The sequence below is a fragment of the Fulvimonas sp. R45 genome (assembly GCF_030504985.1).
In the GTDB taxonomy this organism is placed as follows: domain Bacteria; phylum Pseudomonadota; class Gammaproteobacteria; order Xanthomonadales; family Rhodanobacteraceae; genus Rhodanobacter_A.
This window is the reverse complement of record NZ_JASERU010000003.1, coordinates 55,020-80,055: the sequence shown is the minus strand read 5'-3', so window position 1 is coordinate 80,055 and position 25,036 is coordinate 55,020. Positions and strand designations below refer to the sequence as shown.

General features: G+C 69.5%; 20 protein-coding genes. 12 read left to right on the top strand and 8 right to left on the bottom strand.

The features are described 5' to 3' along the window. Window positions 1-93 precede the first annotated feature (93 nt). Entirely contained in the window at window positions 94-777 is a 684-nt protein-coding gene (locus QMK61_RS03465; RefSeq protein WP_302070432.1) for a DsbA family oxidoreductase, read from the bottom strand. A gap of 53 nt (window positions 778-830) precedes the next feature. Continuing rightward, window positions 831-1,028, bottom strand: coding sequence for a hypothetical protein (locus QMK61_RS03460; RefSeq protein ID WP_302070431.1), 198 nt, complete (start codon window positions 1,026-1,028; stop codon window positions 831-833). Window positions 1,029-1,178: 150 nt separating this feature from the next. On the opposite strand from QMK61_RS03460, the gene QMK61_RS03455 reads away from it, so the two are divergent. Further along, window positions 1,179-1,730 carry a YdeI/OmpD-associated family protein gene (locus QMK61_RS03455; RefSeq protein WP_302070747.1) on the top strand — a complete coding sequence of 184 codons (552 nt, stop codon included), beginning with the start codon at window positions 1,179-1,181 and terminating at the stop codon, window positions 1,728-1,730. 81 nt (window positions 1,731-1,811) lie between these two features. On the opposite strand, the gene QMK61_RS03450 is transcribed toward QMK61_RS03455, so the two are convergent. Continuing rightward, window positions 1,812-2,069 (bottom strand): hypothetical protein, encoded by a 258-nt coding sequence (locus QMK61_RS03450; RefSeq protein ID WP_302070430.1) that lies wholly within the window; start codon window positions 2,067-2,069, stop codon window positions 1,812-1,814. 268 nt (window positions 2,070-2,337) lie between these two features. On the opposite strand from QMK61_RS03450, the gene QMK61_RS03445 reads away from it, so the two are divergent. The 4 genes from QMK61_RS03445 (at window position 2,338) to QMK61_RS03430 (ending at window position 6,542) form a co-directional block, all read left to right on the top strand. After that, on the top strand, window positions 2,338-3,444 hold the full coding sequence (locus QMK61_RS03445; protein WP_302070429.1) for a histidine kinase: 1,107 nt from the start codon (window positions 2,338-2,340) through the stop codon (window positions 3,442-3,444). Next, on the top strand, window positions 3,441-4,226 hold the full coding sequence (locus QMK61_RS03440) for a LytTR family DNA-binding domain-containing protein (RefSeq protein WP_302070428.1): 786 nt from the start codon (window positions 3,441-3,443) through the stop codon (window positions 4,224-4,226). The genes QMK61_RS03445 and QMK61_RS03440 overlap by 4 nt, the downstream gene beginning before the upstream one ends. 128 nt (window positions 4,227-4,354) lie before the next feature. Next, complete coding sequence (locus tag QMK61_RS03435) at window positions 4,355-5,290, top strand: GlxA family transcriptional regulator (RefSeq protein ID WP_302070427.1); 936 nt, start codon at window positions 4,355-4,357, stop codon at window positions 5,288-5,290. Between the two features lie 253 nt (window positions 5,291-5,543). Beyond that, window positions 5,544-6,542 (top strand): VOC family protein, encoded by a 999-nt coding sequence (locus QMK61_RS03430; protein ID WP_302070426.1) that lies wholly within the window; start codon window positions 5,544-5,546, stop codon window positions 6,540-6,542. A gap of 96 nt (window positions 6,543-6,638) precedes the next feature. On the opposite strand, the gene QMK61_RS03425 is transcribed toward QMK61_RS03430, so the two are convergent. Further along, window positions 6,639-6,860: a hypothetical protein gene (locus QMK61_RS03425; protein ID WP_302070425.1), complete on the bottom strand. Its 222-nt coding sequence runs from the start codon at window positions 6,858-6,860 to the stop codon at window positions 6,639-6,641. Between the two features lie 113 nt (window positions 6,861-6,973). On the opposite strand from QMK61_RS03425, the gene QMK61_RS03420 reads away from it, so the two are divergent. Then, entirely contained in the window at window positions 6,974-11,701 is a 4,728-nt protein-coding gene (locus tag QMK61_RS03420) for an autotransporter domain-containing protein (protein WP_302070424.1), read from the top strand. Between the two features lie 147 nt (window positions 11,702-11,848). On the opposite strand, the gene QMK61_RS03415 is transcribed toward QMK61_RS03420, so the two are convergent. Further along, window positions 11,849-13,792, bottom strand: a complete 1,944-nt coding sequence (locus tag QMK61_RS03415) for a CocE/NonD family hydrolase (protein ID WP_302070422.1) — start codon at window positions 13,790-13,792, stop codon at window positions 11,849-11,851. 367 nt (window positions 13,793-14,159) lie between these two features. On the opposite strand from QMK61_RS03415, the gene QMK61_RS03410 reads away from it, so the two are divergent. From QMK61_RS03410 to QMK61_RS03400, 3 genes are all read left to right on the top strand, one after another. Further along, window positions 14,160-15,302: a M23 family metallopeptidase gene (locus QMK61_RS03410; RefSeq protein WP_302070420.1), complete on the top strand. Its 1,143-nt coding sequence runs from the start codon at window positions 14,160-14,162 to the stop codon at window positions 15,300-15,302. A 193-nt stretch (window positions 15,303-15,495) separates the two neighbouring features. Beyond that, window positions 15,496-15,972, top strand: coding sequence for a hypothetical protein (locus tag QMK61_RS03405; RefSeq protein ID WP_302070419.1), 477 nt, complete (start codon window positions 15,496-15,498; stop codon window positions 15,970-15,972). Window positions 15,973-16,396: 424 nt separating this feature from the next. Then, complete coding sequence (locus QMK61_RS03400; RefSeq protein WP_302070418.1) at window positions 16,397-17,269, top strand: GGDEF domain-containing protein; 873 nt, start codon at window positions 16,397-16,399, stop codon at window positions 17,267-17,269. A 188-nt stretch (window positions 17,270-17,457) separates the two neighbouring features. Here QMK61_RS03400 and QMK61_RS03395 read toward each other — a convergent pair whose 3' ends face one another. Continuing rightward, window positions 17,458-18,300, bottom strand: coding sequence for an SAM-dependent methyltransferase (locus tag QMK61_RS03395; RefSeq protein WP_302070416.1), 843 nt, complete (start codon window positions 18,298-18,300; stop codon window positions 17,458-17,460). Window positions 18,301-18,767: 467 nt separating this feature from the next. Further along, a complete protein-coding gene (locus QMK61_RS03390) occupies window positions 18,768-20,276 on the bottom strand; it encodes an FAD-dependent oxidoreductase (protein WP_302070415.1) in 1,509 nt (502 codons plus the stop codon). A gap of 64 nt (window positions 20,277-20,340) precedes the next feature. Here QMK61_RS03390 and QMK61_RS03385 point away from each other — a divergent pair, with 64 nt between their 5' ends. Further along, window positions 20,341-20,829: a MarR family winged helix-turn-helix transcriptional regulator gene (locus tag QMK61_RS03385; protein WP_302070414.1), complete on the top strand. Its 489-nt coding sequence runs from the start codon at window positions 20,341-20,343 to the stop codon at window positions 20,827-20,829. A gap of 49 nt (window positions 20,830-20,878) precedes the next feature. Continuing rightward, entirely contained in the window at window positions 20,879-21,463 is a 585-nt protein-coding gene (locus tag QMK61_RS03380; protein WP_302070413.1) for a 2'-5' RNA ligase family protein, read from the top strand. Between the two features lie 348 nt (window positions 21,464-21,811). Here the strand turns inward: QMK61_RS03380 and pyrC are convergent, their stop codons facing one another. Continuing rightward, a complete protein-coding gene (pyrC, locus tag QMK61_RS03375) occupies window positions 21,812-22,855 on the bottom strand; it encodes a dihydroorotase (RefSeq protein WP_302070412.1) in 1,044 nt (347 codons plus the stop codon). Between the two features lie 212 nt (window positions 22,856-23,067). Here pyrC and QMK61_RS03370 point away from each other — a divergent pair, with 212 nt between their 5' ends. Continuing rightward, window positions 23,068-25,002: a peptidase M61 gene (locus QMK61_RS03370; protein ID WP_302070411.1), complete on the top strand. Its 1,935-nt coding sequence runs from the start codon at window positions 23,068-23,070 to the stop codon at window positions 25,000-25,002. Window positions 25,003-25,036 lie beyond the last annotated feature (34 nt).

Below are 25,036 nucleotides of genomic sequence, written 5' to 3'. Positions count from 1 at the left end.
GGGCCACGGGCCTGAGACTGTCCCGGGATGGAAGCCAGGCGTCGAGGCTTTGCCGCGAATCATCCAGCCGCGGTGCGCCACCCGAAGGCGGGACTAGCCGCGGACGCTGCCTTCGCCAGCGACCGTCCCGGCGATCTCCCGCAGTGCGCGTTCGAACACCTCCGGCGGCTGCCCGCCCGAGATCAGGTGCGTGCCGTTGACGATGGTGGCGGGCACGGAATGGATGCCGGCCTGCTGGAAGCGGCGTTCCTGCGCGCGCACTTCGTCGGCGTACGCGCCGTCGTCCAGCACGCGGCGTGCTTCGCCGGCGTCGAGGCCGGCGGCCGCCGCGATGCGAACGAGCACCTCGCGGTCGGAAACGTTCTCGCCGTCGCTGAAGTAGGCGCGCAGCAGCGCCTCCTTCAGCGCCAGCGCGCGGGCGCTGTCCCGCAGCCCGGCCCAGTGCAGCAGCCGGTGCGCGTCGAAGGTGTTCCAGACGCGGCTGCCGCGCCCCACGTTGTAGGCGAAGCCGAGCGCCGCGGCGCGCTCGCGGATCGCTGCGCGGTTGGCGTCCATGCGGGCCGCGTCGATGCCATACTTGCGCATGATGTGCTCGCCGGCGTCCTCGCCTTCGGCCGCCATCTGCGGGTTCAGCTCGAACGGCTGCAGGTGGATCTGTGCGCGCACCTCGCCGTCGAGCCTCGCCAGCGCCTGGCGCAGGCTGGCGAGCCCGACCGCGCACCACGGGCAGGCGACATCGGAAACGAAATCGATGCGGAGCGGGGCGGGGGCGGTCATGGGCGATCCAGTGCAGTTCCGGGTACCACGATGTGGAGGCGGCGACGCGCATCTCAATCGCACGGCGCGCCAGCGCCGGTCATGCGTGGCGTCAGCACGGCGAAGCGCACCTGGCCGAGTTCGACTACGGCGGCGGGATCGGCCTTGCCGTGCATGGCGGGCCTGGCATCCTGCGCCGTCGCAGGAGTCGGCACCGCTGTCGTCGATGCAGGCAGCGCGATCGCTGCCAGGACACGGGCATGTCGCTTCATCGGCATCCTCATCGTCTGGATGGTCCGGCAGGGGGAGCGGGCAGTGAGGTGATCCGGCGTTTCGCCGTGGCCGGACCGGGCAAGCCGGTGGGTCCCTGCCCCATGGGCCGGCTGGTGCTGTACTCTCCGGCCGTTTGCGGACGATCCAGGATGGCCGGGAAAAACACTCCATTCCGTTTCGAGACGAAGCTGCTGCGCCCGGCGAAACCCCGCGATGCGTCGTGGACGTTCGTGGTGTTGCCCGCGGAAGCCAGCGCCAGGCTGCCGCGGCGGGGAAGGACGACCGTGGAGGGCACGCTCAACGGCCGGGCCTTCGCAGCCACGCTCGAGCCGGATGGACGCCTGAGCCACTGGCTCAAGGTGGACGGGGCGCTGCGTGAAGCTGCCGGCGTCGCCGCCGGCGACATGGTCGTGCTCGAGATCATGCCGGCCAGGGAGCCGGAGCCGGCGCTTCCTCCGGATCTGCGCCGGGCGCTGAGCGATGCCCCCGAGAGCCGGGCGGCCTGGGAAGGCACGACCACCCTGGCCCGCGTGGACTGGATCCACTGGATCGTATCGGCCAGGCAGCCAGCCACCCGCGCCAGGCGGATTGCCGATGCCTGCGACATGCTGGCTTCGGGTAAGCGGCGGGTGTGCTGCTTCGATCCGTCCGGCTACTACAGCAAGGCGTTCAGCGCACCGGAAGCGGCAGACGAGCCGTAGGAAGCCTTGTCCGGCGGAGCTGCCCGGGCTTCGGCGGAAGCAGGAAACGCCACCTGTGCGAGGCGGCGGAAAACCGGTGGTTCAGCGCCCCGCCAGCCGCAGCCCGTGCCGCCGGCAGACGTTGATCGCCGGCACGTCGAGCACGCGGCCGTTCGCGAAGGTGACGCGGAGGTCGCGCAGGCAGCCGCCCGCGGGCACGTCGAACGTGATCGCGTCGAGGCCGCCCTGCAGCGGGTGGCCCAGGGCGATGGCGCGGTAGTCGCCCGTGCCCGCAGCGGCGATGGCGAGCCTGGTGACGCTGTCGAAGCTGGCGTTGACCAAGTGGAAGGGCGGCGGCACGCGGGGCGTCCCCGGTCCATCGGCGGCGCGGGCGCCTGATGCGGCGAAGAGCAAGGCGAAAACGGCGGTGCGGATCGGATGCATGGCGGTTCTCCGGCGGATGGCGGCCGCGTGGCCCGGATGCATCTGGCCGGAGAAGGGGCTGCGGGCGACAGCGTTCCGGGACGAATCGTCGTGATGCGCTGACGAATCGTAGTGCGGACATCTCGCGCTTTTCAGCGGCCTCGGCCGCGCCTAGGATGCCGGCATCACCGTGGGGAAGGCTGCGATGAACGTGCGCCTGGGCAATGTGGAGATCGGCCTGGCCCGTTACCTGGGCCTGTGGGGCGCGGTCGCCGCGCCGTTCGCCGTGCAGGGCTACCTGCGCGACGCGCTGATGGGCCATACGTGGTCGATGTTCGACTACGTGCGCTGGGCGATGATCCAGTGGTACACGTGGGCCGCGCTGGCGCCGCTGGTGTTCCGGCTGGCGGCACGCTACCCGGTGCGCGCGCCGCTGCGCCTGCGCGACCTCGGCATGCAGCTGCCGGCGAGCCTGGGCATGACCTTCCTGGCGCTGGTGATCGGCGCCTTCGTCTCGACCGCGTTCGAACCCAGCGGGTTCGGCGAGCAGCTGCGCCAGTTCGTCGGCCAGCACGCCGCGACCGGCATGCTCACCTACTGGGCGCTGTTCGCGATCCAGCAGGCGATGCAACTGCACGAGGAAAAGACGCGCCGCGAGGTGGAGGCCAGCCGGCTGGCCTCGGACCTGGCGCAGTCGCGCCTGCAGGTGCTGCGCACGCAGCTGCAGCCGCATTTCCTGTTCAACACGATGCACGCGATCGCCACGCTGCTGCACGAGGACACGCCCTCGGCGGAGGACATGCTGCTGCGCCTGAGCGACCTGCTGCGCGCGTTCCTGGAGGACTGCCAGGGCCAGGAGATCACCCTGCGGCAGGAGCTGGTGCTGCTGGACCTGTACCTCGGCATCCAGCGCACCCGCTTCAAGGACCGGCTCGCCACGCGCGTCTACGTCGCCCCGGAAACGCTGCGCGCGGCCGTGCCCAGTCTGATCCTGCAGCCGATCGTGGAGAACGCCATCCGCCACGGCATCGGCGAACGCATCGGCACGGACTGCGTCGAGATCGAGAGCCGCCGCGAGGACGGCATGCTGTGCATCGACGTGCGCAACCACAACAGCACGCTGGAGGAACGGCCCGCGGCGGGACATGGCATCGGCCTGTCGAACACCGTGCTGCGCCTGAAGGAGCTGTACGGCGACGCCGCGCAGACGCGGCTGGAGATGATCTGGCCGCGCGGCGTGGTGTGCCGGCTGCGGTTGCCGTTCCGCGAAATGGAAGAGCCCGACGAGTCGCCGGAGGTCGAGCTCGCGTGAGCATCGCGACGCTGGTCGTGGACGACGAGCCGATCGCGCGGCGCGCCATCGTGCGCCTGCTGCGCGAGGATCCCGACGTGGCGCTCCTGGGCGAATGCGGCGACGGCGCGGCGGCCGTGCGGGCGATCCGCGACGGCTCGCCGGAACTGGTCTTCCTCGACGTGCAGATGCCCGCGATGACCGGCATCGAGGTGGTGGCGGCGATCGGTGCCGAGCGCATGCCGGCGACGGTATTCGTGACCGCCTACGAGCAGCATGCGGTGCGCGCCTTCGAGGCGAACGCCGTGGACTACCTGGTCAAGCCGTTCAGCCGCGAGCGCTTCGCCCACGCGCTCGCGCGCGTCAAGGCGCGGCTCGCCGCGGGGAGCCGCGACGCGGTCTCGTCCGCGCGCATCATGCAGGCGCTGGACGCGCTGCGCCGGCGCGAGGGCTACCTCGAGCGCATTCCCGTGCGCGAGGGCGAGCAGATCACCTTCGTCGACGTGGGCGACATCGTCTGGATCAAGGCCAGCCGGAACACGGTGCTGGTCCACCTGGTCGACCGCGTGCACGAGCTGCGCGAGACGCTGGGTGCGCTGGCCGACCGGCTGGACCCGCGGCAGTTCGCGCGCGTGCACCGTTCGGCGGTCATCAACATGCGCCGGGTCAAGGCGATCCATCCGTGGTTCAACGGCTACCACGTCGTGACGATGGACACCGGCCAGAAGCTGCGCATGAGCCGCTACCAGCACGAGGCCTTCCTGCGGCTGGTGTCGATGCGGGACGCGCGGGAAAGGGAATAGCCGCGACCCGCCCGCAAGGCGTGCCGCTCGCCGGAGTCGGCTCCGGCCCACCAGGAGCGGCTTGACGCCTCCCCGCGGCTACGCCACTTTGCCGGACCTGGACCCCAAGCCGAGCGGTTGCCACCACCATGCGACGCGACATCGCCATCGTCGTTTTCCCGGGATTCCAGCTGCTCGACGCCGCTGGCCCGGTCGCGGTGTTCGAGATGGCGGAGCGTTTCCGGCCGGACAGCTATGCGATCAGCGTGCTCGCCCCGGGCGGCGGCGCCGTGCGCAGTTCCTCGGGCGTGAGCCTGGCGGCGGCGCCGCTGGAGCGGAAGCGCTTCGATACGGTGATCGTGTCCGGCGGCACCCTGGCCCAGGTCGAGGCGAGCCAGCCCGGCATCGTGGCCTGGCTCGGCGATGACGCGTGGCGTCGCGCGGCCGGCGTCTGCTCCGGCGCGTTCTTCCTCGCCGAGGCCGGCCTGCTCGACGAGCGCCGCGCCACCACGCACTGGGATGCGGCCGAGCGTTTCCGGCTGCGCTACCCGAAGGTGCGGCTCGACGCCGACCGCATGTTCGTCAGGGACGGCAAGGTGTGGACGTCGGCGGGCATTTCCGCGGGGATCGACCTCGCGCTGGCGCTGGTCGAGGACGACCTCGGCCCGGGCCTCGCACGGCGCGCGGCGCAGCAGCTCGTCGTCCACCAGCGCAAGCACGGCGGGCAGTCGCAGTATTCCGTGCTGGTGGAGCAGGGCGGCCGGACCGGCCGTTTCGGCGACCTGATCGGCTGGATGCGCGCGCGCCTCATTGAGCCGATGACGGTCGAGCGGCTGGCCGAGCGCGCCGCGATGAGCCCGCGGAATTTCGCCCGCGCCTTCGTGGCGGAGATCGGCGCGACGCCGGCCAAGGTCGTGGAAGGCCTGCGCCTGGAGGCCGCCCGCGTCGCGGTGGAGACCAGCCACCTCAGCCTGGACCACATCGCCGCATCGACCGGGTTCGGCGATGCCAGCCGCATGCGCCGCGCCTTCGTCCGCGCCTTCGGCATGCCGCCACAGTCGCTGCGCCGGAGCGCGGGCGGCTGATCGCGGAGCACATCACCCCGCGGCCGGCGCGCGCATGGCCGCATGCGTGCGTGTTGCGTTGGCTGTTTTTGTCCGGAAATTGTCCTTGCGGGTGAGAGGCGAACCGCCCATAAAAGAGCGCCTCGGGCACGTCGCCCGAGTGGTGTTCCCCCAACTGTCCCGTTGCACGGGCGGGCATCCACGCGCCCCCGGACCGCGGTGCCGTTGTGACCTGCCTCCAGCGAAAAACCACCGCCTTTCACGTGAGGATTCAATGCGCCCGATCCTGCTCGTATCCGCCATGCTCCTGTGCCTGGGCACCGCCCAGGCCGCGACGCCGGCACCCGCACCCACTCCCAAGACGTCCGTGACGCGGCTCGACCACATCCTGCTGTGGGGGCGCGGCATCGACCAGGCGACCTCGGTCATGGCGGTCAAGCTGGGTTTCCAGGTGCGGCCCGGGCGCGACCCGGGCGGCGTCGCCAACCGCTACGTCCGCTTCGCCGACAGCAGTTTCATCGAGCTGCTGGGCATCACCCGGCCCGACCCGGTCTTCGACCCGGGCATGAAGGAAGACCAGCAGGCGCTGAAGGGCGGCCCGGGCTCGCGCAGCTTCGGCTTCCGCTCCGCCGACCTCGATGCGATCCGCCGCCGGCTGGAGTCGCTCCATTACGCGGTCACGCCGTTCTTCGCCGGACCGGACAGCGCGAAGCCGGGCTGGCGGCTGTTCGCGTTCGACCGCGCGCCGCTGTCGAGCAACACCTTCTTCATCGACTACGCCGCCGACTACGCGCCCGACCAGTTCGACCCCGCCAACGCCGGCGACTACCGGGTGACGCGCGAACACCCCAACGGCGCGCGCGAGCTGTCGGCGATCTGGCTGGTGTCGGGCGATGCAGAAGTCGACCGCCGGCAGCTGGAGAAGATGGGCTTCGGCCATGCCGTGCCGGTGAAGCTGCCCGAGGTCGGTGCGGCCGGCTTCTGCGTGCCGGTGGGGCCGACGGCACTGCTGGCGCTCCAGCCCGCGGGCAAGGGCGTGGCCGCCGACACCCTGGCCGGCGGCGGCCCGCGCGTGCTGGGCGTGAGCTTCGGCGTGAGCGACCTGGGCCGCGCGCGGCGCTGGGTCGAACGCGGCTACGAGCGCAAGCTCGCCACGTACCGCGGCCTGTCGGGCGAATCCTTCCTCGCGCCGACGCGGGACGACCTCGGCCTGTCGATCGAATTCCACGCGATGCAGCCGGGCGGGTCGCCCTGCGCCGGCGCCCCCCGGTAGCGCGGGCCTCGCGCCGCCGTGTTGCCCTTGTGCAGGCGGGAGGCAAATCGTCCGGCGTGGGGAAGCCCGAGAACGTGAAGCCTTCGGCAGGGAAAATCACGCCCTTTCAAGGCCTGCCTGCAGCGCCATCGTGACGAGATCCTCGCCGTCGACCTGGACCTCCCCGCGTTCGTGTGCGTTACATGGATCGAGGCGCTGGCGCACGACACGGTGTTGCATCACCCGGTGCTGCTTTCCGGCGTGGCTATGGACGCGGTCATCGACGAAGGCGCGCGGCTCGTGGTCGCTGCGCTGATCTGGCGGGTTGAGAAGCGGCAAGCCAAGCGCCAGCCTTCTCCGACTGGCCTTCGCCCGGCTACCTAGGTCCGTAGTACATTGCCGGCGCAGGCCGGCGACCGGCCGTGCGCCAAGGGGAACAGGGGAGCAGATTCATGTCCGATGTGAAGCACGGATCGCGGCCGCGTGCCGTGGCGTTTGCAGTGGCTTTGGCACTGGGGCTGTCGGGTTGCGGCGGCGGTGGAGGTGCCGGCGCGAATGTCAGGCCTTCGCCAACACCATCAGGTGATGGCGGTTTTGCCGGGGGGCATGCCGACGTCGACGCCGGCCATACGGTAGTGTGGTCTGAAGACATCGGTGGATCGATCGACCTGATCAAGGGTGGTGCTGGCACCCTGGTGTTGACCGGGAGTGGCAGTTATACCGGCGGCACCACGATCGACCAGGGCACGCTGCAACTGGGCAACGGCGGCACGACCGGCATGATCGTGGGAGATGTCACGGACCATGGCACGCTCGCCTTCGATCGCTCCGACGATATCGAATTTGCCGGCATTGTCTCCGGCAACGGAGGCTTGACCAAGGCGGGCAGCGGTGCGCTCGTCCTCATCGGTGCCAACGGCTACACCGGGACTACGGAAGTCGATGCCGGCAGTTTGTATGTGGACGGCAACCAGTCCGCCGCCACTGGGTCGACCATCGTCGGCAGCGGCGCCACCCTGGGGGGCGCGGGCAGCCTGGGCGGAAGTGTCAACCTGGCCGACGGAGCCACCCTGGCGCCGGGCAGCAAAGCTGCCATCGGCACGCTCACCATCGGTGGTGACCTCCATCTGTCTGCCGGTTCGATGCTCGATTACGATTTTGGCCAGGCTTCCGCGGCCGGTGGCCAGCCCGGCGACCTCACGTACGTCAAGGGCGACTTGACGCTGGACGGCACCTTGAATGTGAGCGTGGCACCGGGCAGCGATTTGGGTCCAGGCGTGCATCGCTTGTTCAACTATGACGGCGTCCTGGTCGACAACGGCCTGGCTCTGGGCAAGGTTCCTTCGGGCTGGGTGGTCCAGGTCGGGGTTGCGCAGCAAGTCAACCTAATCGATACCTCGGGCATGGCGTTCGACTTCTGGGATGGCGACGCCGGCCCCAAGGGCAACGACGTGGTCAACGGCGGCAACGGGACTTGGCAGAATGGTGCCTCGGGCAACGACTGGACCGACGCCGGTGGCGCGGTGAATGCGCCCTATGGCAATGGTTCTTTCGCGGTGTTCCAGGGAGCGGCGGGTGTGGTCACCGTCGACGGCAGCCATGGTGGCATCGACGCGGCTGGCATGCAGTTCGCCAGCGATGGTTATGTTGTCCAGGGCGATGTGATCAGACTTGTTGGCAGTGTGGACAATTCCACGCATTCGATCATCCGCGTGGGCGATGGAACGGCTGCTGGGGCGGGCTACAAGGCCACGATCAATAGCGTGCTCGGCGGCGACACGGCATTGGTCAAGACCGACCTCGGCACGCTGGTACTCGGTGGCGCCGACACGTACACCGGAGGCACCACGATCAGCGATGGTACGTTGCAGGTCGGCAATGGTGGCACGACTGGTTCGATCTTGGGCGACGTGATGGATAATGCGTCTCTGGCGTTCAACCGCAGCGACGATGTGGCTTTCAACGGCACCGTCAGCGGGACCGGGTCATTGGTGCAATCCGGCTCAGGCAAGTTGGTGCTGACGGGTGCAAGCACCTACGCCGGTGGCACCGAGGTGACGGGCGGCACGCTGGAGGTTGCTCCTGGAGCGGCGCTCGGTGCAGGCGACATCACGGTAGGCAACGACAACGGTTCCTATGGTTCCAGCTACACGCTGCAGGTGGATCAGGGGGGCGCATTGTCCAACCGCATCGTGTTGAAGGGCTATGGTGTCTTGGACAATGCCGGTGCACTCGGTGGCGACGTGGGCACGGGCGTGGAAGGAGAGAATTCCTATCTCGCCCGGAACCGCGCGGTATTGAACCACGATGGCGGGAGCATCGTGGGAAACAATGCCGGCGTCATGCTTGATGGTTCGTCCGCCACGGTCAAGAACAGCAGTGGCGGAGTGATCGAGGGTGGAAATGTCGGCGTGGGCCTGGGCTACGGCGGATCTGTCGTCAACGATGGCGTCGGCAGCATCATTCGTTCAAGCAACGGCCTTGGAATCCAGGCGCTGTTTGAACAAGCTGCCGTGCAGAATACCGGCGGTGGCATCATTTCGGGGGCGACGGCAGCGGTCGATTTGCAATACGGCGGCACGGTGACCAATGATGGCGCCGGAAGCACAATAAGCTCCGCAGATGGTTTCGCCATCCAGGTGATGGGTGAAACCGCTACCGTGAGAAATACGGGAGGCGCGGTGATCACCGGGGGTTCGACAGCGCTCTATTTGCAGCACGGCGGCAGCGTTACCAATGGCAGCGGATCCGTCATCGAGACGGCCGGGACGACCAGTGGGGATTGTAGTGGTACGGGTGACTGCGCCATTTTCGTGGCGTCCGACGGGCAGACCGCGCAGAGTGCTGGCGGTGAGCTGACCTTGGTCAACGCGGGCACCATTATCGGCAATGTGCAGATGATCCCCACGGCATCCAATTCCGTCACGCTGTCGGCGGGTGGCTCCATTCGCGGTAATCTCGATATCGGATCGCGCAACGACTCTTCCCTGACGTTGGATGGCGATGCGGGATCGGTGCAGTTGTATTCCCAGGCCGTTACCGGCGTGACGACGTTCGCCGGCCGCTTGAACAAAGGCGGAGATGGTACGTGGATCATCGACAATGACGATCTCGTATCGTTTGGCACCGCCGTCGATGGCGGCATCCTGCAGATTGGTAACGGCGGTACCGAAGGATCCGTCGGCTCCGGCGACATTACCCTCTACCACGGCAGGCTGGTGTTCGACCGCAGCGACGATGTGGTCTTCGGGGGCAATGTGCTGGGGGGAGGTGACGCGGTAAACGACGGCACGCTCGTGCAGGCCGGCACCGGTACGCTGACGCTACTGACGAGCAATGTCATAAGCCCGCCTCGCATCGAGATCGACCACGGTACCCTGCAGATAGATAACACCGGGGGCATGCCCGCCGGCAGTTGTATGTGCAGCGGCATTTTGGATGCAAATGTATTGGACAACGGGGCGCTGGCATTCAATAGCGATTGGTCGCTCTTTTTCTATGGACTTGTCTCCGGGACGGGATCCGTCACGCAAAATGGTTCAGGCGACGTGATTCTGCTGGCGTCGAACACGTACAGCGGAGGTACCACGATCAATCATGGCTTGCTGCAGGCATCGGCGGCATTGCCCGGTGACGTCACCATCAATGAAGCAGGTACGCTGGACGGTTACTCCGGTGCAACCCTGCATTCGGGAGTGCCGGGTGTGGCCGGCAACCTTTCCAATGCAGGCAGGATGCTCGTCCACGCAGGTAACAGCACGGTAGGGGGCGACTATGCCCAGGCCTCCACCGGCACGCTGGCCGTCAACCTGGGCAGCAAGCTCGACGTGGCCGGCAAGGCCACGCTGAATGGCGGTACGCTGGAAGTGACCGGCGCCGACAGCGGCTATGTCAGCAATACCCATACCGATGTCCTGACTGCCGCAGGGGGTGTCACTGGCACTTTCGACACGCTGGTGAAGGACTCCGGCGTGGTGTTCACGGCGACTACCATCAACTACGACGCGAAGAGCGTGTGGCTGGATACCACCGGGCTTGACGTGACCCTGGCGGCGGCTGGCCATGGCGTGAGCTATACCGCGGCCTCCATGGGCAGCGCGCGGCGTGTGCAGGGAGCCTTCGAGCAACTGGACCAGAAGATCGCGAGCGACAAGCTTTCCAGCGTGCCTAGCGATTTCGTGCAGGCCGCCGGCCAGTTCCAGCAGGCGCCCACCCTGCAGTCGGCGCAGGCTTCGCTGCAAAGCCTCTCCGGCCAGTTGCACGCGGCCAGCGCGGCGATGACGTTCGAGGCGATCGACGCATCCAGCCGTGCGCTGTCGGACCACTTCGACAGCTTGCTCGACAAGCGCGCGGATTTCGGCATGTGGACGCAAAGCCTCAACGTCGGCGGCGACATGGAGCGCAGCGGCTTCGCCGGCGTCGGCTTCCAGTTGAATGGCTGGCTGCTTGGCAGCGATCGCCGGATCGGCCGCTCCGGGGTGGCCGGTTTCGCGTTCGGACAGAGCCAAGGCCAGCAGCGCCTGAGCCAGGGTCTCGACCACGACAACAGCCGCAGCACCGAGGGCATGCTGTACGCCGGCTGGCTTGATGGCCACTGGTACACACAGGGCCGCGTGGGCTTCGGCCACTTCCAGCAGGATATTGGCCGGCAGCTCCTGCTGGGTTACAGCATGCAGGGCGTGTCGACCCGCTACAACGGCAGCTATGGCGTGGCTCACGAGGAAAGCGGCCTGCACTTCGATCGCGGGGGCAGCCACGTCACGCCGTTCGTCGACGTGCAGTATGCACGCGTTGATCGTGACGGCTTTGTCGAGCAGGGCGCCGGCGGTTTTGGCCTGCGCAGCAAGGCTCAGACGCTGGATCGCTGGGAGGCGGGGCTCGGCGTGCGCACAGGCCATCGTTGGGCCTTCGACGACGGCCGCACCGTGGAGGTCGGCGCGCATGCGCAATGGCAACGCAGCCTGGCCTCGCATGGCGACGTATTCGAAGCCAGCTTCGTCGGCCTGGAGCAATGGCAGCCGTTGCTCGGCATCGGTTTGTCGCGCTACAGCGGCCTGTTCGGCGTCAAGCTGGACGCGATGCTGTCGGCGCGTACGGTGTTGAATTTCGGGTATGACTACGAAACCGGGCAGCATAACCATGCGCAGATGTTGTCGGCGCGTCTGAGCATGGCGTTCTGAACGCTTTCCTGAAATCTCCTGTCACCCTCCTGGCCCACCGTACCGCGGTAGTGCAGCCACGGGCTGCAAAAGAGAAGCCAGGCCCGCACGGGATGTGCGGCCGGGCCTTGTCCTCACTGGCTGGACCTTCGTGGGTATCGCTGTCGGTCAGTGCCCGCTTGCCGCCACCACCGGCAGCAGCACCGCGCTGCGCCCATCGGGCCCGTGCTCGATCGTCACCGTCGCCTTCCGGTAGTCCGCGGGCTTGGCGAACAGGATGTTCGGCACGTACGTCTGCGGGTTGCGGTCGTAGAGCGGGAACAGGGTGGACTGGATCTGCACCATGATGCGGTGGCCGGGCTTGAACTCGTAGTTCACCGTGGGCAGCCGGAACCTGTATTCCTGCACCGTGTTCGCGGGGATCGGCGACGGGTCGGAGAAGCTCTTGCGGTAGCGCCCGCGGAAGATGTCCAGCGCCACCGGCAGCTCGTAGCCGCCCATCGCGGGATCGGTGGGGTCGGTGCCGGGGTAGACGTCGATCAGCTTGACCACGAAGTCGCCGTCGGTACCGGTGGTCCTGGCGAAGAGGTCGGCGATCGGCGCGCCCTGGATGGCGACGGTCTTCTCCAGCACCGGCGTGGTGTAGGACAGCACGTCGGGACGATCCACCACGAAGCGCTGGTCCTGCACCAGCCAGGTGCGCCAGCGGTCGTTCTTCTGCGGTATCGGGCGCGGCAGGTAGGGCACCGGCTTGGCCGGGTCGGAGACGTAGCTGTCGCTGTCGCTGCCGCCGGCCGGCTGCTGGAAGCCCAGCCCCATGTCCGCCTGCAGGTAGAGCGGGGTGAGCGACTGTTCGCTGGCCGGTTTCCAGTGCGCGAAGCGGTCCCAGCGCTTCTCCACCGGGTTGTAGATCATCGCCTCGGGCAGCGGCCGGGCCAGCGGTGTGCCGCGCAGGTAGTGGTTGAACCAGGGGATCATCACCTGCCGGCGGAACTCGGCGGTGGTGTTGCCGGGCCACTTGAGCGGACCCATGTGCCAGCCGTCGCGGTTGATCTGGCTGTGCCACCACGGGCCGATCACCAGGTGGTTGTTGGCGCCGTGGCCGGCCTTGTCCAGCGCCTCCCAGGCGTGCACGGCGCCGTAGATGTCCTCCTGGTCCCACAGGCCCTGCAGCCACATCGTCGGCACGCTGGAGGGATGCTCGGGGAGCAGCCTGTCGAGCGCCTGCAGCTGCCAGAACGCATCATAGGCGGGGTGCGCCGAGAAGCGGTTCCACCACGGCAGTTGCCTGAAGCCGTGGACCACCGCGTAGTCGCCGGCGGAGCCGGCTTCGAGGAAGTTGGTGTAGTCGTCATAGTTCTCGCGCGGCACTTCCTCGCCCGCGCCTTTCTTCGTCATCTGGCCGGTGAAGTAGTCGAGGTTCACCTGGCGCAGGGCGCCGTAGTGGTACCAGTCGTCGCCCATCCAGCCATCGATCATCGGGCTTTCCGGCGCCGCCACCTTCAGCGCGGGGTGCGGGTGGAGCAGGGCCATGGCGACGGTCCAGCCATCGTAGGACGAGCCGATCATGCCGACCTTGCCGTTCGACGCCTTGAGGTTCTTCACCAGCCAGTCGATGGTGTCCCAGGCGTCGGTGGTGTCGTCGGTGGTGGTCGGGTTGAGCGGGCCCATCGGCGGGCGCGTCATGATGTACTTGCCCTCCGAACCGTATTTGCCGCGCACGTCCTGCCACACCAGGATGTAGCTGCCGTCGGCCCAGTCCTTGTCGCCCGACCACACCGCGTCGGCCATGTGCGGGCTGTTGTTCCTCACGAAGCCGCCGGCGTTGTAGGGCGTGCGTTCCAGCAGCATCGGCAGGTCGTGCGCGCCCTTGGGAATCAGGATCACGGTGTGCAGCTTCACGCCGTCGCGCATCGGGATCATCACCTCGCGCTTGACGTAGTCGAAGTTGCCCTCCGGCTGCTTCCAGTCGGCCGGGATGTCCGATGCGGTCTGGATCATGTCGGGCGTGACCTTCGCCGAATCCTGGCCCGCCGGGGGCGACGCGAACGCGGGGGCCGAGAGGAGGCAGGCGAGCGAAACGAATGCGGGGCCAAGGGCGGCTTTTTTCATGTCCCGGGGATCCTCGTGAGAATGGAAGCGCAGGCAACCTATCACGGTCTATCGTGCCGCCGGCCCGTTACCTGGGCAAACCCCGCGGCTCCCGCCCCTGGAAATGCGGCGTTGCGGGCGCGCGCGGGGTGGGGCGATAGGGTCGGCGGGCCTCCTGCATGCCAGCGTGATGTACCGCATCGGCGCGGCCTGGGCCGCCGAGGGCGCCGCATGGCACGGGGGCGCGCGTGCCGTCCCGCTCCGGCTCCGCTGCTTTCATCCCTTCGACGGCGCCGCTCGTCACGCGCTACGCCGGCCTCGTCCCCGGCCCGTTGGACCCGGGCGGGGGCCTGGTGCAGCGTGGCGGATTCCGAACCGGGAGCGGCCGATGAGAATTCTGACCAGCGCACTGCCCGCATGCCTGGCGTTGGTGGCCTGCGCCGCATGGGGAAGCGACCCGGAACAGTTGCGGCAGTCGTTCGACCTGCGCGTCCTCGACGCGCCGCACGCGGCAACGACGGACGCCGGAACGCAGGTGTTCGAGGAACTGCACCTGAGCAATTTCACGACGGAGCCGCTGCGGCTCGAGCGGATCGACGTGGTGGATGCGCAGGACGGGAACGTGCTGGCGAGCTTCGCGGGCAAGGCACTGGCGCAGCGGCTGGCGATCGTCGGCTCGCCGACGGCCGTGCGGGATGCCGTCGTTCCGCCGGGGCGGCGCGCCGTGGTCTATGCCGAATGGTTGGCACGTGGCCAGCGGCCGCGGACGGTCGGGCACGTGGTGACGTATGCGGCGCCGCCGGACACGGAGCCGGGCGTGGTGAGGGGCGCGCGCGCGGCGGTGTCGTATGCGTCCGGAACCGCGCTGGGTCCGCCGCTCCGCGGAGGACCGTGGGTCGCGATCCATGCCGCCGCCTGGGCGCACGGCCATCGCCGCGTCTTCAACACGGTCGGCGGCAAGGCGCGGATCCCGGGGCGTTTCGCCGTCGACTGGATCCGCGTCGACGCCGCGGGCCACGTTGCGCAGGGCGATCCGGACGTGCCGGGCCACTGGCTGGGTTACGGCGCCGACGTGCTGGCCGTGGCCGACGCCACCGTGGTCGCCGTCCGCGACGGCATGGCCGAATCCGCCAGCGTGTCCGGCAACCCGAGGCACGCCCTGGCAGAGGACGCCGGCAACTACGTGGCGATGCGCCTGCGCGACGGCCGCTACGCGTTCTACGAACACCTGCGGCCCGGCAGCGTGGTTGTCGCTCCGGGGCAGCGCGTGCACCGGGGCGACGTGCTCGGCAAGCTGGGCTTCACCGGCGCGTCCACCGGCCCGCACCTGCACTTCCACGTGGCCGACGGGCCGTCCACGGTCGGCTCGGAAGGGCGCCCGTTCACACTCGACGCGTTCGACCTGCTGGGCCGCTACGACGACCTGGGCAAGCTCGGCAAGGCGGGCTGGACGCCGAGGCACAAGGACGAAGCCGGGCGGCGCCACGGCGAGTGGCCGGCCGAGAACGCGGTCGTCCGGTTCCCGGACTGACCGGACGCGCGAGGCCGGGAGCGATGCATCCACGGGCGATCAGGAATCGAGAAGCGCCCGCCGCGGCTCCGGGCCTAGCATGGCAGGGCCGCGCCCACGCCGTGCCGGGCCACCGGGGTGGCGAAAGCCGTGCATCCGCACCCGTCCCGACGGCATAGTGTCGGCGGCATCGAACCCGATCCACGAGGAAACCATGAATCCACCAGCGAAGAAGAGCGCGCGAAAAACCGGCGGCGCCGCCGGCCAGGCCGCGGGAACGTTCACCGCCGAGGAACGCGCCGCGATGCGCGAGCGCACCCGCGAGCTGAAGGCTGAGGCGCGCGCGAACAAGAGCCGGGCCGCCGGCGAAGCCGAGCTGCTCGCGGCGGTGAAGGCGATGCCGGAGCCGGACCGCGGCATGGCGACGCGGCTGCATGCCGTCGTGGCGGCCAGCGCGCCGGCGCTGGCGCCGAAGACCTGGTACGGCATGCCGGCCTACGCGCTGGATGACAAGGTCGTCTGCTACTTCCGTCCCGCGCACAAGTTCAAGGACCGGTACGCGACGTTCGGCTTCAACGACAAGGCGCGACTGGACGATGGCGCCATGTGGCCGACCGCGTTCGCGCTGAAGGAGTGGAACGCCGCCGTGGAAAAGCGCATCGCCGCGCTGGTGAAACAGGCGGCGGGGTGAAGCGCCGAACCGGCGCGCTCCTCGCGGCCTGACCGGCGCACGCTGGCGGCCCCGTTCCGCGGGAACTCCGGATGCGCCGGCCAGCCGGTTGAACCCGGCCGCGTTCGGGGTAGAGTGCGCCGTCGGACAGGGGGTGGGCGTGGCTACTTTTCGGACTGGCCGGGTGCTGGCGCTGCTGGTGCTGGCGTGGGGGGCGGTGCATCCGGCCTGCGCGCAGCAGCGTCCCGGCGCGGGCGGCCCGCGTCCCCGCCCGCCGCCTGGCGCGCCATTTCCGCCGCCTCGCGGCCTGCCGCCGCCGCCGCCGCCGCGTGGCGTGCCGGACTGGCCGCCGCCTCGGCCGGCGGATGGCGCGGAACTTCCACCGGCGCCGGTCATGTTGCCGGTGCCGGCACGGATAGTGCCGGCGACCCCCGAACCGGCCGCCGTGGACGACACGCTCGCCGCGCCCGTGCCGGCACCGGCGGTGACGGTTGCCGCCGCACCGGCCGATCCACCCGCGACGCAGGGGGCGGCCCGGGTCGCCACGGCTGCGCCGTCGTCTCCGGCCGCGGCGGACGCCGCGCCGCCGCCTTCCAGGCCGCACTCGCTGGCCTGGCTGCTGCTGCCGGCGCTGGGCGTGGCCTTGCTGGCCTGGTGGGCCTCGGTGCGCCGCGCGTGGCAGCTGCGGCGGCAGGCCGACCAGCTGGCGCGCCAGCAGCGTTCCCTGAAGTCCGCCCACGACCAGCTGCGGCAGCGCTCGGAGAAGCTGCACTACCTGTCGATGCACGATCCGCTCACCGGTACGCTCAACCGGCAGGCGTTCGCCACCGAACTGCGCGCGCGCATCGACCACCTGGCGAAGTACCGGCAGCCGCTCTGCCTGATCGTGTTCGACCTCGACCACTTCAAGCAGATCAACGACCGCCACGGCCACCAGGCCGGTGACGCGGCGCTGGCGCTGGTGGTGGGCGTGGCCCGCGAGCACCTGGTGAGCGACGACCTGTTCGGCCGCTTCGGCGGCGACGAGTTCATGATCGCCTGCGGCGGCAGCGGTACGGCGCAGGCCGTGGCGCTGGCCGACGCCCTGCGTGCCGCGGTGGCTTCGCGCGCGCCGCAGGCGAAGCCGCCGGTTCCCGGCCTCACGCTCAGCCTCGGCGTGGCGCAGGCCGATCCGCAGCGTGGCTACGACGCCGACGAGCTGTTCGCGCGCGCGGACGCCGCGCTGTACGCGGCCAAGCGGCGCGGCCGCGACCGGGTCGTCGCCGATGCCTGCGACGAGGGCTTGCCGCTGCCGGATGCCGTGCGGCGCCACCTGTGACGTATGGCGCCGGAGCCGGCGGAGACTTCCATGTCCTGTGGAACCTTCATCGGTCACCTGCGGCAGGCCGGGCGTTTGAAGGACTCGCAAACCCTCAGAGCCTGTTCACGATCTCCAGGCAGCTTGCGCCGGGCTGTTTGCGCGCAGACCAAGGCAACGCGAGTTACGGGGAGATCTTGGACAGGCTCTCAGCGCCGCACCGCCAGCACTCCGTCCAGCGCCGGCTGCGCCTTGAAGCCGGCCTGTTCCAGCCGCTTCGCCACTTCGCGCGGCACGTCGCGGCCGCTGGTGAGCTTGTTGGGGCTGCCGGTGTAGTGGAACAGGCGGCCGCCGCGGCGCAGCACGCGGGCGAGCTGGCGGTAGAAGTCCAGCGAGTACAGTTCCCCGGCGATGCCGAAGCGCGGCGGATCGTGCAGCAGCGCGTCCACCGAGGCGTCGGCGAATTGCGCGATGGCCTGCGACACGTCGGCGTGCGCCAGAACGAGGCGGCCGTCGCTGGCGGGCGCGTCGGGGTCGGGCGACCACGGATTGAGCGTGCGCAGCCACAGCACGTCGGCGTTCTTCTCGAAGGAATGGATGCGCGCCGCGCCGGCGTCCAGGCAGCAGGCGGCGAAGTAGCCCAGGCCGCCGCAGGTGTCGAGCACCACCTTGCCGCGCGGCTCCACCAGCGCCACCTTGCGCTGCGCGTCCGCGACGGGCGATGCCTTCGACGTGGGCAGCATCTTGATGCCGTCGATCTCGAAGGTGGGCGCGCCCCACGCGGTGGGTACCAGCTTGATCAGCGCGCCGGAATAGCGCGACACGGGGGCGAACGTTTCGCCGTCCCAGTGGTAGATCGTGCGGTCCTTCAGCCTGGGCGGGTAGGGATAGCGCCGGCCGTCGTGCAGCCAGGCCTCCGCTTGCAGCAAAACGGTGACGTTCGAGCGCCCCAGGTCCAGCGAGCCGCGCCATTCGGCCGCGCCGGCATCGTGCGCGGCCAGCAGCGCCTCGGCGACGGGGTGGGTGAACAGGGGACCGGGATCGTGGGGCACGGCGGGCCGTCTCCTGAAGTGGGGCAGGCCGCTGCGTGACGGGAAGCGGTGCGGGGCGGAAGGATATCAGAGCCTGTTCGGAGGGCCGTCCGTATCGTCATCCCGGCACTCGCTCGTCATCCCGGCGCAGGCCCACGGCTGTCCGGAATAGGTGTCGATGCCAGTCAAGAGCTTCGTCGAAGATGGGCAAACAGGCGTGCGGGCAAGACGGCCGTCTGCTTCGAAGGGGGAGCGGGGCAGCTCCCTCCCCTGTGTTGTGTCCGGGCTAAACACTGTGCAGGGGAGGGTTGGGGAGGGTTGGGGAGGGGGGCTTTTGGCTTGAAAGCCAAAGCGTGCCCCCCTCCCAACCTCCCCCTGCAAGCAGGGGGAGGAGCTCATCCAGCGGCAGGAGATATTCCGGACAGCCATGGGCCTGCGCCGGTATGACGAGCAAAGGCATGACAAGCGAAAGCGTGGTGTGGCGTGTGCTACACGGGGCAGCCACCTACGTCGATGCCGACGAGGCGAAGCTGGGCATGCAGGGCTTCGCACCGATCACCGGCGACGAAGGCGCCGAGGTATCCATCCGGGCGCACGAGCACCCAGTCGCCCGGTTTCATCGCATAGGCATCACGGACGTGGCCGTGCGTGTCCACCACGTCGCCGTGTGCGCCGAAGGCATGCACGCGCAGTTGCGGGTGCGGCGGCACCGTGGTGCGGTCGACGTCACGGCCCAGCAGGGTCCAGTGCGGCCCCTTGAACAACTCGAACAGCCGGGTCGGCGCGCCCGTGGCGCGATGGATCGGCGCATCGGGTGCGCGGTCGCCGGCCCGCAGGCCATGCGTCCGCGCCGGGTCTTCCAGGGCGAGCGGCGAGCCCGGATAGCCCAGGTCGAGCTGGCGCGCCTCGCGGCCGCGGCGGTTGTCGCCTTGCCGGGCGGCGTCGAGCAGCCGGGTCGACAGGCCGAGCACGCTTTCGGCGACGGGGCGTCGTTCCGCCTCGTAGCTGTCGAGCAGGGCGTCCGGCGCGCCGGCCAGCACGGCGGCGAGTTTCCAGCCCAGGTTGTAGGCGTCCTGCACGCTGGTGTTCAGGCCCTGGCCGCCGGTCGGCGGATGCGTGTGCGCGGCGTCGCCCGCCAGCAGCACACGGCCGGCCCGGTAGCGGTCGGCGAGCCGGGCGTTCATGCGGAAGGCGGAAGCCCAGGCCACCGCGTCGATGCGGATGTCCTCGCGTCCGGTCCGTTCGGCAACCATGGCCTGCAGGCCTTCGCGCGACAGGTCGATCTCGCCCTCGAGCGGCACCGCCGCCTGGATCTGGAACAGTTCCGTGCCGGCCAGCGGGCAGAAGCCGATCTGTCGTTGCATCGAGCCCTCGCCGAAGCGGTGCCAGGCGTCGCGGTCCAGGCCGGCCAGGTGCACGTCGGCGACCAGGCCGCGCACGCCCAGCGTCGTGCCCGGGAAGCCGATGCCGAGCGCCTGCCGCACGAAGCTGCGTCCGCCGTCGGCGCCGACGAGGTAGCGCGCGCGCACGGTCTCCGGACCGTCGGGGCCGGCGAGCGACGCCATCACGCCATCGGCGTCCTGCTGCAGGGCCACGAGCTCGCAGCCGAACTGCGGGTGCCGGCCCAGCCCATCGAGGCGCTCGCGCATGATCCGTTCGGTGACGAACTGCGGCACCATCCAGGGCAGCGCATGAGGTTCGGCCGGCGTGGCGGCTGCTTCCTCGACCGTGGGCGAATCGACGTGGCCGCCGTCGGCGCGGTGCGCGCGCTGCGGCGGGTAGGGGCCGCCGAAAGCGCGGATGCGGTCGAGCAGGCCCAGGTCCTCGAACACCTCCAGCGTCCTGGGCTGGAGGCCCTTGCCGCGCGAGCCGTGGAAGGGTGTGTCGCGCTTTTCGACCAGCCGGAAGGCGACGCCGCGGCGCGCCAGGTCGATGGCGAGGGTGAGGCCGGCCGCGCCGGCACCGCAGATCAGGACATCGACGTTCGTGGCATTCATGGGGTCCTCCATTTATGTGTAAAATGCACGTATTGGAGGGCATCGTATGGCCACGAAGAAAAATGTGCAACATGCACATATATCGCCGCGCATCCGCGCGCTGCACGATGCGCTGATCCGCATGGCCAGCGTGATGAACCGGCCGGACGTGGACGAGCGCCTGGTCCGCGAGGCCGGCATCGCGCTGGACGGGGCGCTGTTTCCGCTGCTGGTGATGGTCGAGCGGTTCGGGCCGATCGGCATCGTCGAGCTGGCCAACCGGGGCGGGCGGGACTACACCACGGTCAGCCGCCAGGTGGGCCGGCTGGAGCGCCAGGGCCTGGTCGAGCGGCGCGCGGATGGACACGACGCCCGCGTGCGGGCGGTCGTCGTCACGCGCAAGGGCAAGGCGATGACGGATGCGCTGGACGCGGCGCGCGAACGCATGGCCCGCGCGCTGTTCGCCGACTGGAGCGAGTCGGAGGTCGACACGCTGGTGGGCCTGCTGCAACGATTCGCCTGCGGCCTCGAGGCGCAGGTGTCGGCGGATGCCGTGGAGAAGGCGCGCGGGTAGCCGCACCGTCGTCGTGCCTGCGGGGCACTTCCGCCATTAGGAAACATCCATGTCCAACCAGGGATCGCTGCCCGGCCTCGAACCGGCACAGCCCACCGACCGGCTGTTCCTCGCCGTGTTCCCCGACCCGCCGCACGCCGCGCGGCTGGCGGCGCTGGCCGGCGACTTCCTGGCCCGGCACCGGCTGGGCGCCGGCGCGGTGGAGGCCATGCGCCTGCACGTCACGCTGTTCCACCTCGGCGATTACGCCGGCCTGCCGCCCGGGCTGGCGGATCGCGCCGCCGGGGCGCTCGCGGGAGTGAAGGCCGAGCCGTTCGCGATCCGCTTCGACCGCGTCGGCAGCTTCGGCAACCGGCGTGCCAGGAGTCCGCTGGTGTTCGCCGCGGAAGCGGGCAACGCGGCCCTGCATGCCTTGCATGCGCAACTCGCCGATCGCCTGCGCAGCTGCGGACTGAACCGCTGCACGGGCGGTTCCTTCGTACCGCACATGACCGTGGCCTACGGCAAGGCGACGATGCCGTTCGAGGCGATCGCGCCGGTCGAGTGGCCGGCGGGCGAGGTGCTGCTGGTGCACAGCCTGCTGGGGCGGACGCGGCATATCCGGCTGGCCGGCCGACGCCTCGGCGTGCGTTAGGGCCTATTCAAAATCGCCGGACCTGCCTGCGAAGCGTCATCCTGCGAAAGCACACTTCTGTCCAGAAGATTTCGAATACTCGTGGCTGTGCATGACATGTGCCGGCACCGGCTCTGGCTCGTCATTCCGGCGCAGGCCGGAATCCAGTCGCCGTGCGGCTTGAGTGAGCGTGGTCGTTACTGGATGAAGACCTTCGTCTGTTGAAAAGCGCCTCCGGCCTGCGCCGGGATGACGAGCTGGCTAGGCTGTCACCGCCCGGAATGAAGTCGTCTTCTCGCCATGCTTTCGTGCAAGCGGCCCGGCCTTCATCCTTTAAGGCCGTACCTGGAGGCTCTAAAGACGCGCGTGCTATCCGCCCGCGATCGACCACGCGATGCTTTCGCCGGCGCGGAACGGGATGCAGGTGCTGTCGGCGAAGGGCAGGGATTCGGGCACGGTCCAGGGCGTGCGCACCAGCGTGATCCGGTCGCGGTTGCGCGGAAGGCCGTAGAAGTCCGCGCCGTGGAAGCTGGCGAAGGCTTCCAGCCGGTCCAGCCGGCCGGCCTGTTCGAAGGCCTCGGCGTACAGCTCGATGGCGGCGTGCGCGGTGTAGATGCCGGCGCAGCCGCAGGCGGCTTCCTTCGCCTCGCGCGCATGCGGCGCGCTGTCGGTGCCGAGGAAGAAGTGCGGGTCGCCGCCGGTGGCCGCCTCCAGCAGCGCCTGGCGGTGCGTCTCGCGCTTCAGCACCGGCAGGCAGTAATGGTGCGGGCGGACGCCGCCGGCGAAGATCGCGTTGCGGTTGAGCAGCAGGTGGTGCGCGGTGATGGTGGCGCCGACGTGGGCCGGCGCTTCGCGGATGAACTCCACCGCGGCGCGGGTGGTGATGTGTTCCAGCACCATGCGCAGCTGCGGGAAACGGGCGCGCAGCGGGATCAGGTGGCGCTCGATGAACGCATGCTCGCGGTCGAAGATGTCCACCGCCGGGTCGGTGACCTCGCCGTGCATCAGCAGCGGCAGGCCGTGCCGTTCCATCGCCTCCAGCACGGGGTAGACGTGGGCCAGGTCGCGCACGCCGGCCTGCGAGTTGGTGGTGGCGCCGGCGGGGTAGTACTTCACCGCGAACACGATGCCGCTGGCCTTGGCGCGGGCGATCTCGTCGGGCGTGGTGGCCTCGGTGAGGTACAGCGTCATCAGCGGCTGGAAGCGCGTGTCCACCGGCAGGCCGGCGAGGATGCGCCCGCGGTACGCCTCGGCCTGGACCAGCGTGGCCACCGGCGGCTTGAGGTTCGGCATCACGATGGCGCGGCCGAACTGCCGCGCGGTGTCGGCCACCACCGAACCCAGCGCGGCGCCGTCGCGCAGGTGCAGGTGCCAGTCGTCGGGGCGGGTGATCTCGAGGCGCGAAGACGTCATGGCGATGCGGTTCCGTGGGCGGAAGGGAAGGCGGGCGACGGCGCATGCGGCAGGCGCGGGCCGCCTGATGGGTGCGCAAATGGTATCGGATCGGCCGATGGGCCTGCATTCGGGCGTATCCGCGACGACGCGACGGGGGTGACGAAAGTCACCCCTCGCGCGCCGCGGTGCGGTGTTAAGTTGGGCGGATTCCATCCGCTGCGGAGTCCGCCATGTCCATCACCACGCTCGCCCGACCGGTCGCCACGCGGCTTGCCCTGGCCTTGTCGCTGGCGCTCGCCGCCGGCACGGCCGGTGCGCAGGTATCGCGCAGCACCCGGGTGCCGGCGCCGCAGGACACGCCGTACCCCGGCACCATCGCCATCCACGTCGATGCCAGCGATACGCGGCAGGGCATCTTCCGCGTGCACGAGACGATCCCGGTGCAGGCGGGCAAGCTGACCCTGCTGTACCCGGAGTGGATCCCCGGCAACCATTCGCCCAGCGGCCCGATCGCCATGCTGGCCGGGCTGAAGCTCAGCGCGAACGGCAAGCCGGTCGCGTGGACGCGCGACAAGTACGACGTCTACGCGTTCCACCTCGACGTGCCGCAGGGCGTGTCCAGCCTCGATGCCGACTTCCAGTACCTCTCGCCCCGCCGCGGCGGCTACGAGATGACCGACCGCATGCTGATGCTGGAATGGGACAAGATGTCGCTGTATCCCGCCGGCCACTACACCCGCGACATCACCTTCGCACCCGACGTGACGCTGCCGCAGGGCTGGCAGTTCGGCACCGCGCTCGAGACGGCTTCGCAGTCCGGCGCCACCACCACCTTCAAGCCGGTGACCTACAACACCCTGGTCGATTCGCCGATGTACGCGGGCAAGTATTTCAAGCGCGTGGACCTCAACCCCGGCGGCCAGGCCCCGGTGCACCTGGACGTGGTGGCCGACGCGCCGAAGTACCTGGAGATGACGCCCGACCAGTTGAAGGAACACCGCGCGCTGGTGGCCCAGGCGGCGAAGCTGTTCGGCTCGCACCACTACGACCACTACGACTTCCTGTTCTCGCTCTCCGACGAACTGGCCGGCAACGGCCTGGAGCACCACCAGTCCAGCGAGGACGGCATGGGTGCCGACTACTTCACCGCCTGGGCTTCCAACGCGCCCAACCGCGACCTGCTGGCGCACGAATACGTGCACTCGTGGAACGGCAAGTTCCGCCGCCCGGCGGACCTGTGGACGCCCAACTTCAACGTGCCGATGGGCGACTCGCTGCTGTGGGTGTACGAGGGCCAGACGCAGTACTGGGGCTTCGTGCTCACCGCGCGCGCCGGCCTGTGGACGCCCGCGCAGTTCCGCGACGCGCTGGCGATGGTGGCAGCCAACTACGACCGCAACCGCCCCGGCTTCCAGTGGCGCACGCTGGAGGACACCACCAACGACGCCACCGCGGCGCACCGCTCGGCGCTGCCGTACCGCAGCTGGCAGATGAGCGAGGACTACTACTCGGGCGGCCAGATGCTGTGGCTGTCGGTGGACGCCAAGCTGCGCCAGCTCACCCACGGCAGGAAATCGCTGGACGATTTCGCGCAGGCTTTCTTCGGCGTCGACGATGGCAGCTTCGTCACCAGGCCCTACGCCTTCGACGACGTCGTCGCCGCGCTGGACGGCGTGGCGAAGTACGACTGGGCCGGCTTCCTGCGTGCCCGCGCCGACGCGCTGGACCCGCCGCTGCTGGACGGCCTCGCCGCCTCGGGCTGGAAGCTGGTCTACACCGACCAGCCCAGCGAGTACGAGAAGCAGTACGACAGCCGGCCGGAATCCTCGCGCCACATGTACAACTTCGCTTGGTCGATCGGGCTCACTTTGACCAAGAGCGGTGAGATCAACGACGTGCGCTGGGGCGGCCCCGCCTTCAAGGCGGGGGTCAGCACCGGCGCTACCGTGGTGGCGGTGAACGGGCAGGCCTATTCGCGCGACGTGCTGAAGGAGGCGATCGCGGCGGCCAAGGGCGGCGGTGCGCCGATCACATTGCTGCTGAAGTACCAGGGCCAGGTGCAGACCGTGCCGGTGGACTACCACGGCGGCCCGAAATACCCGCACCTGGAGCGCATCGCGGGTACGCCGGACTACCTCGACCAGATCATCGCGGCGCGGAAGTAGCGCTCTCGCTTCCTCTCCCCTTTGGGGAGAGGAT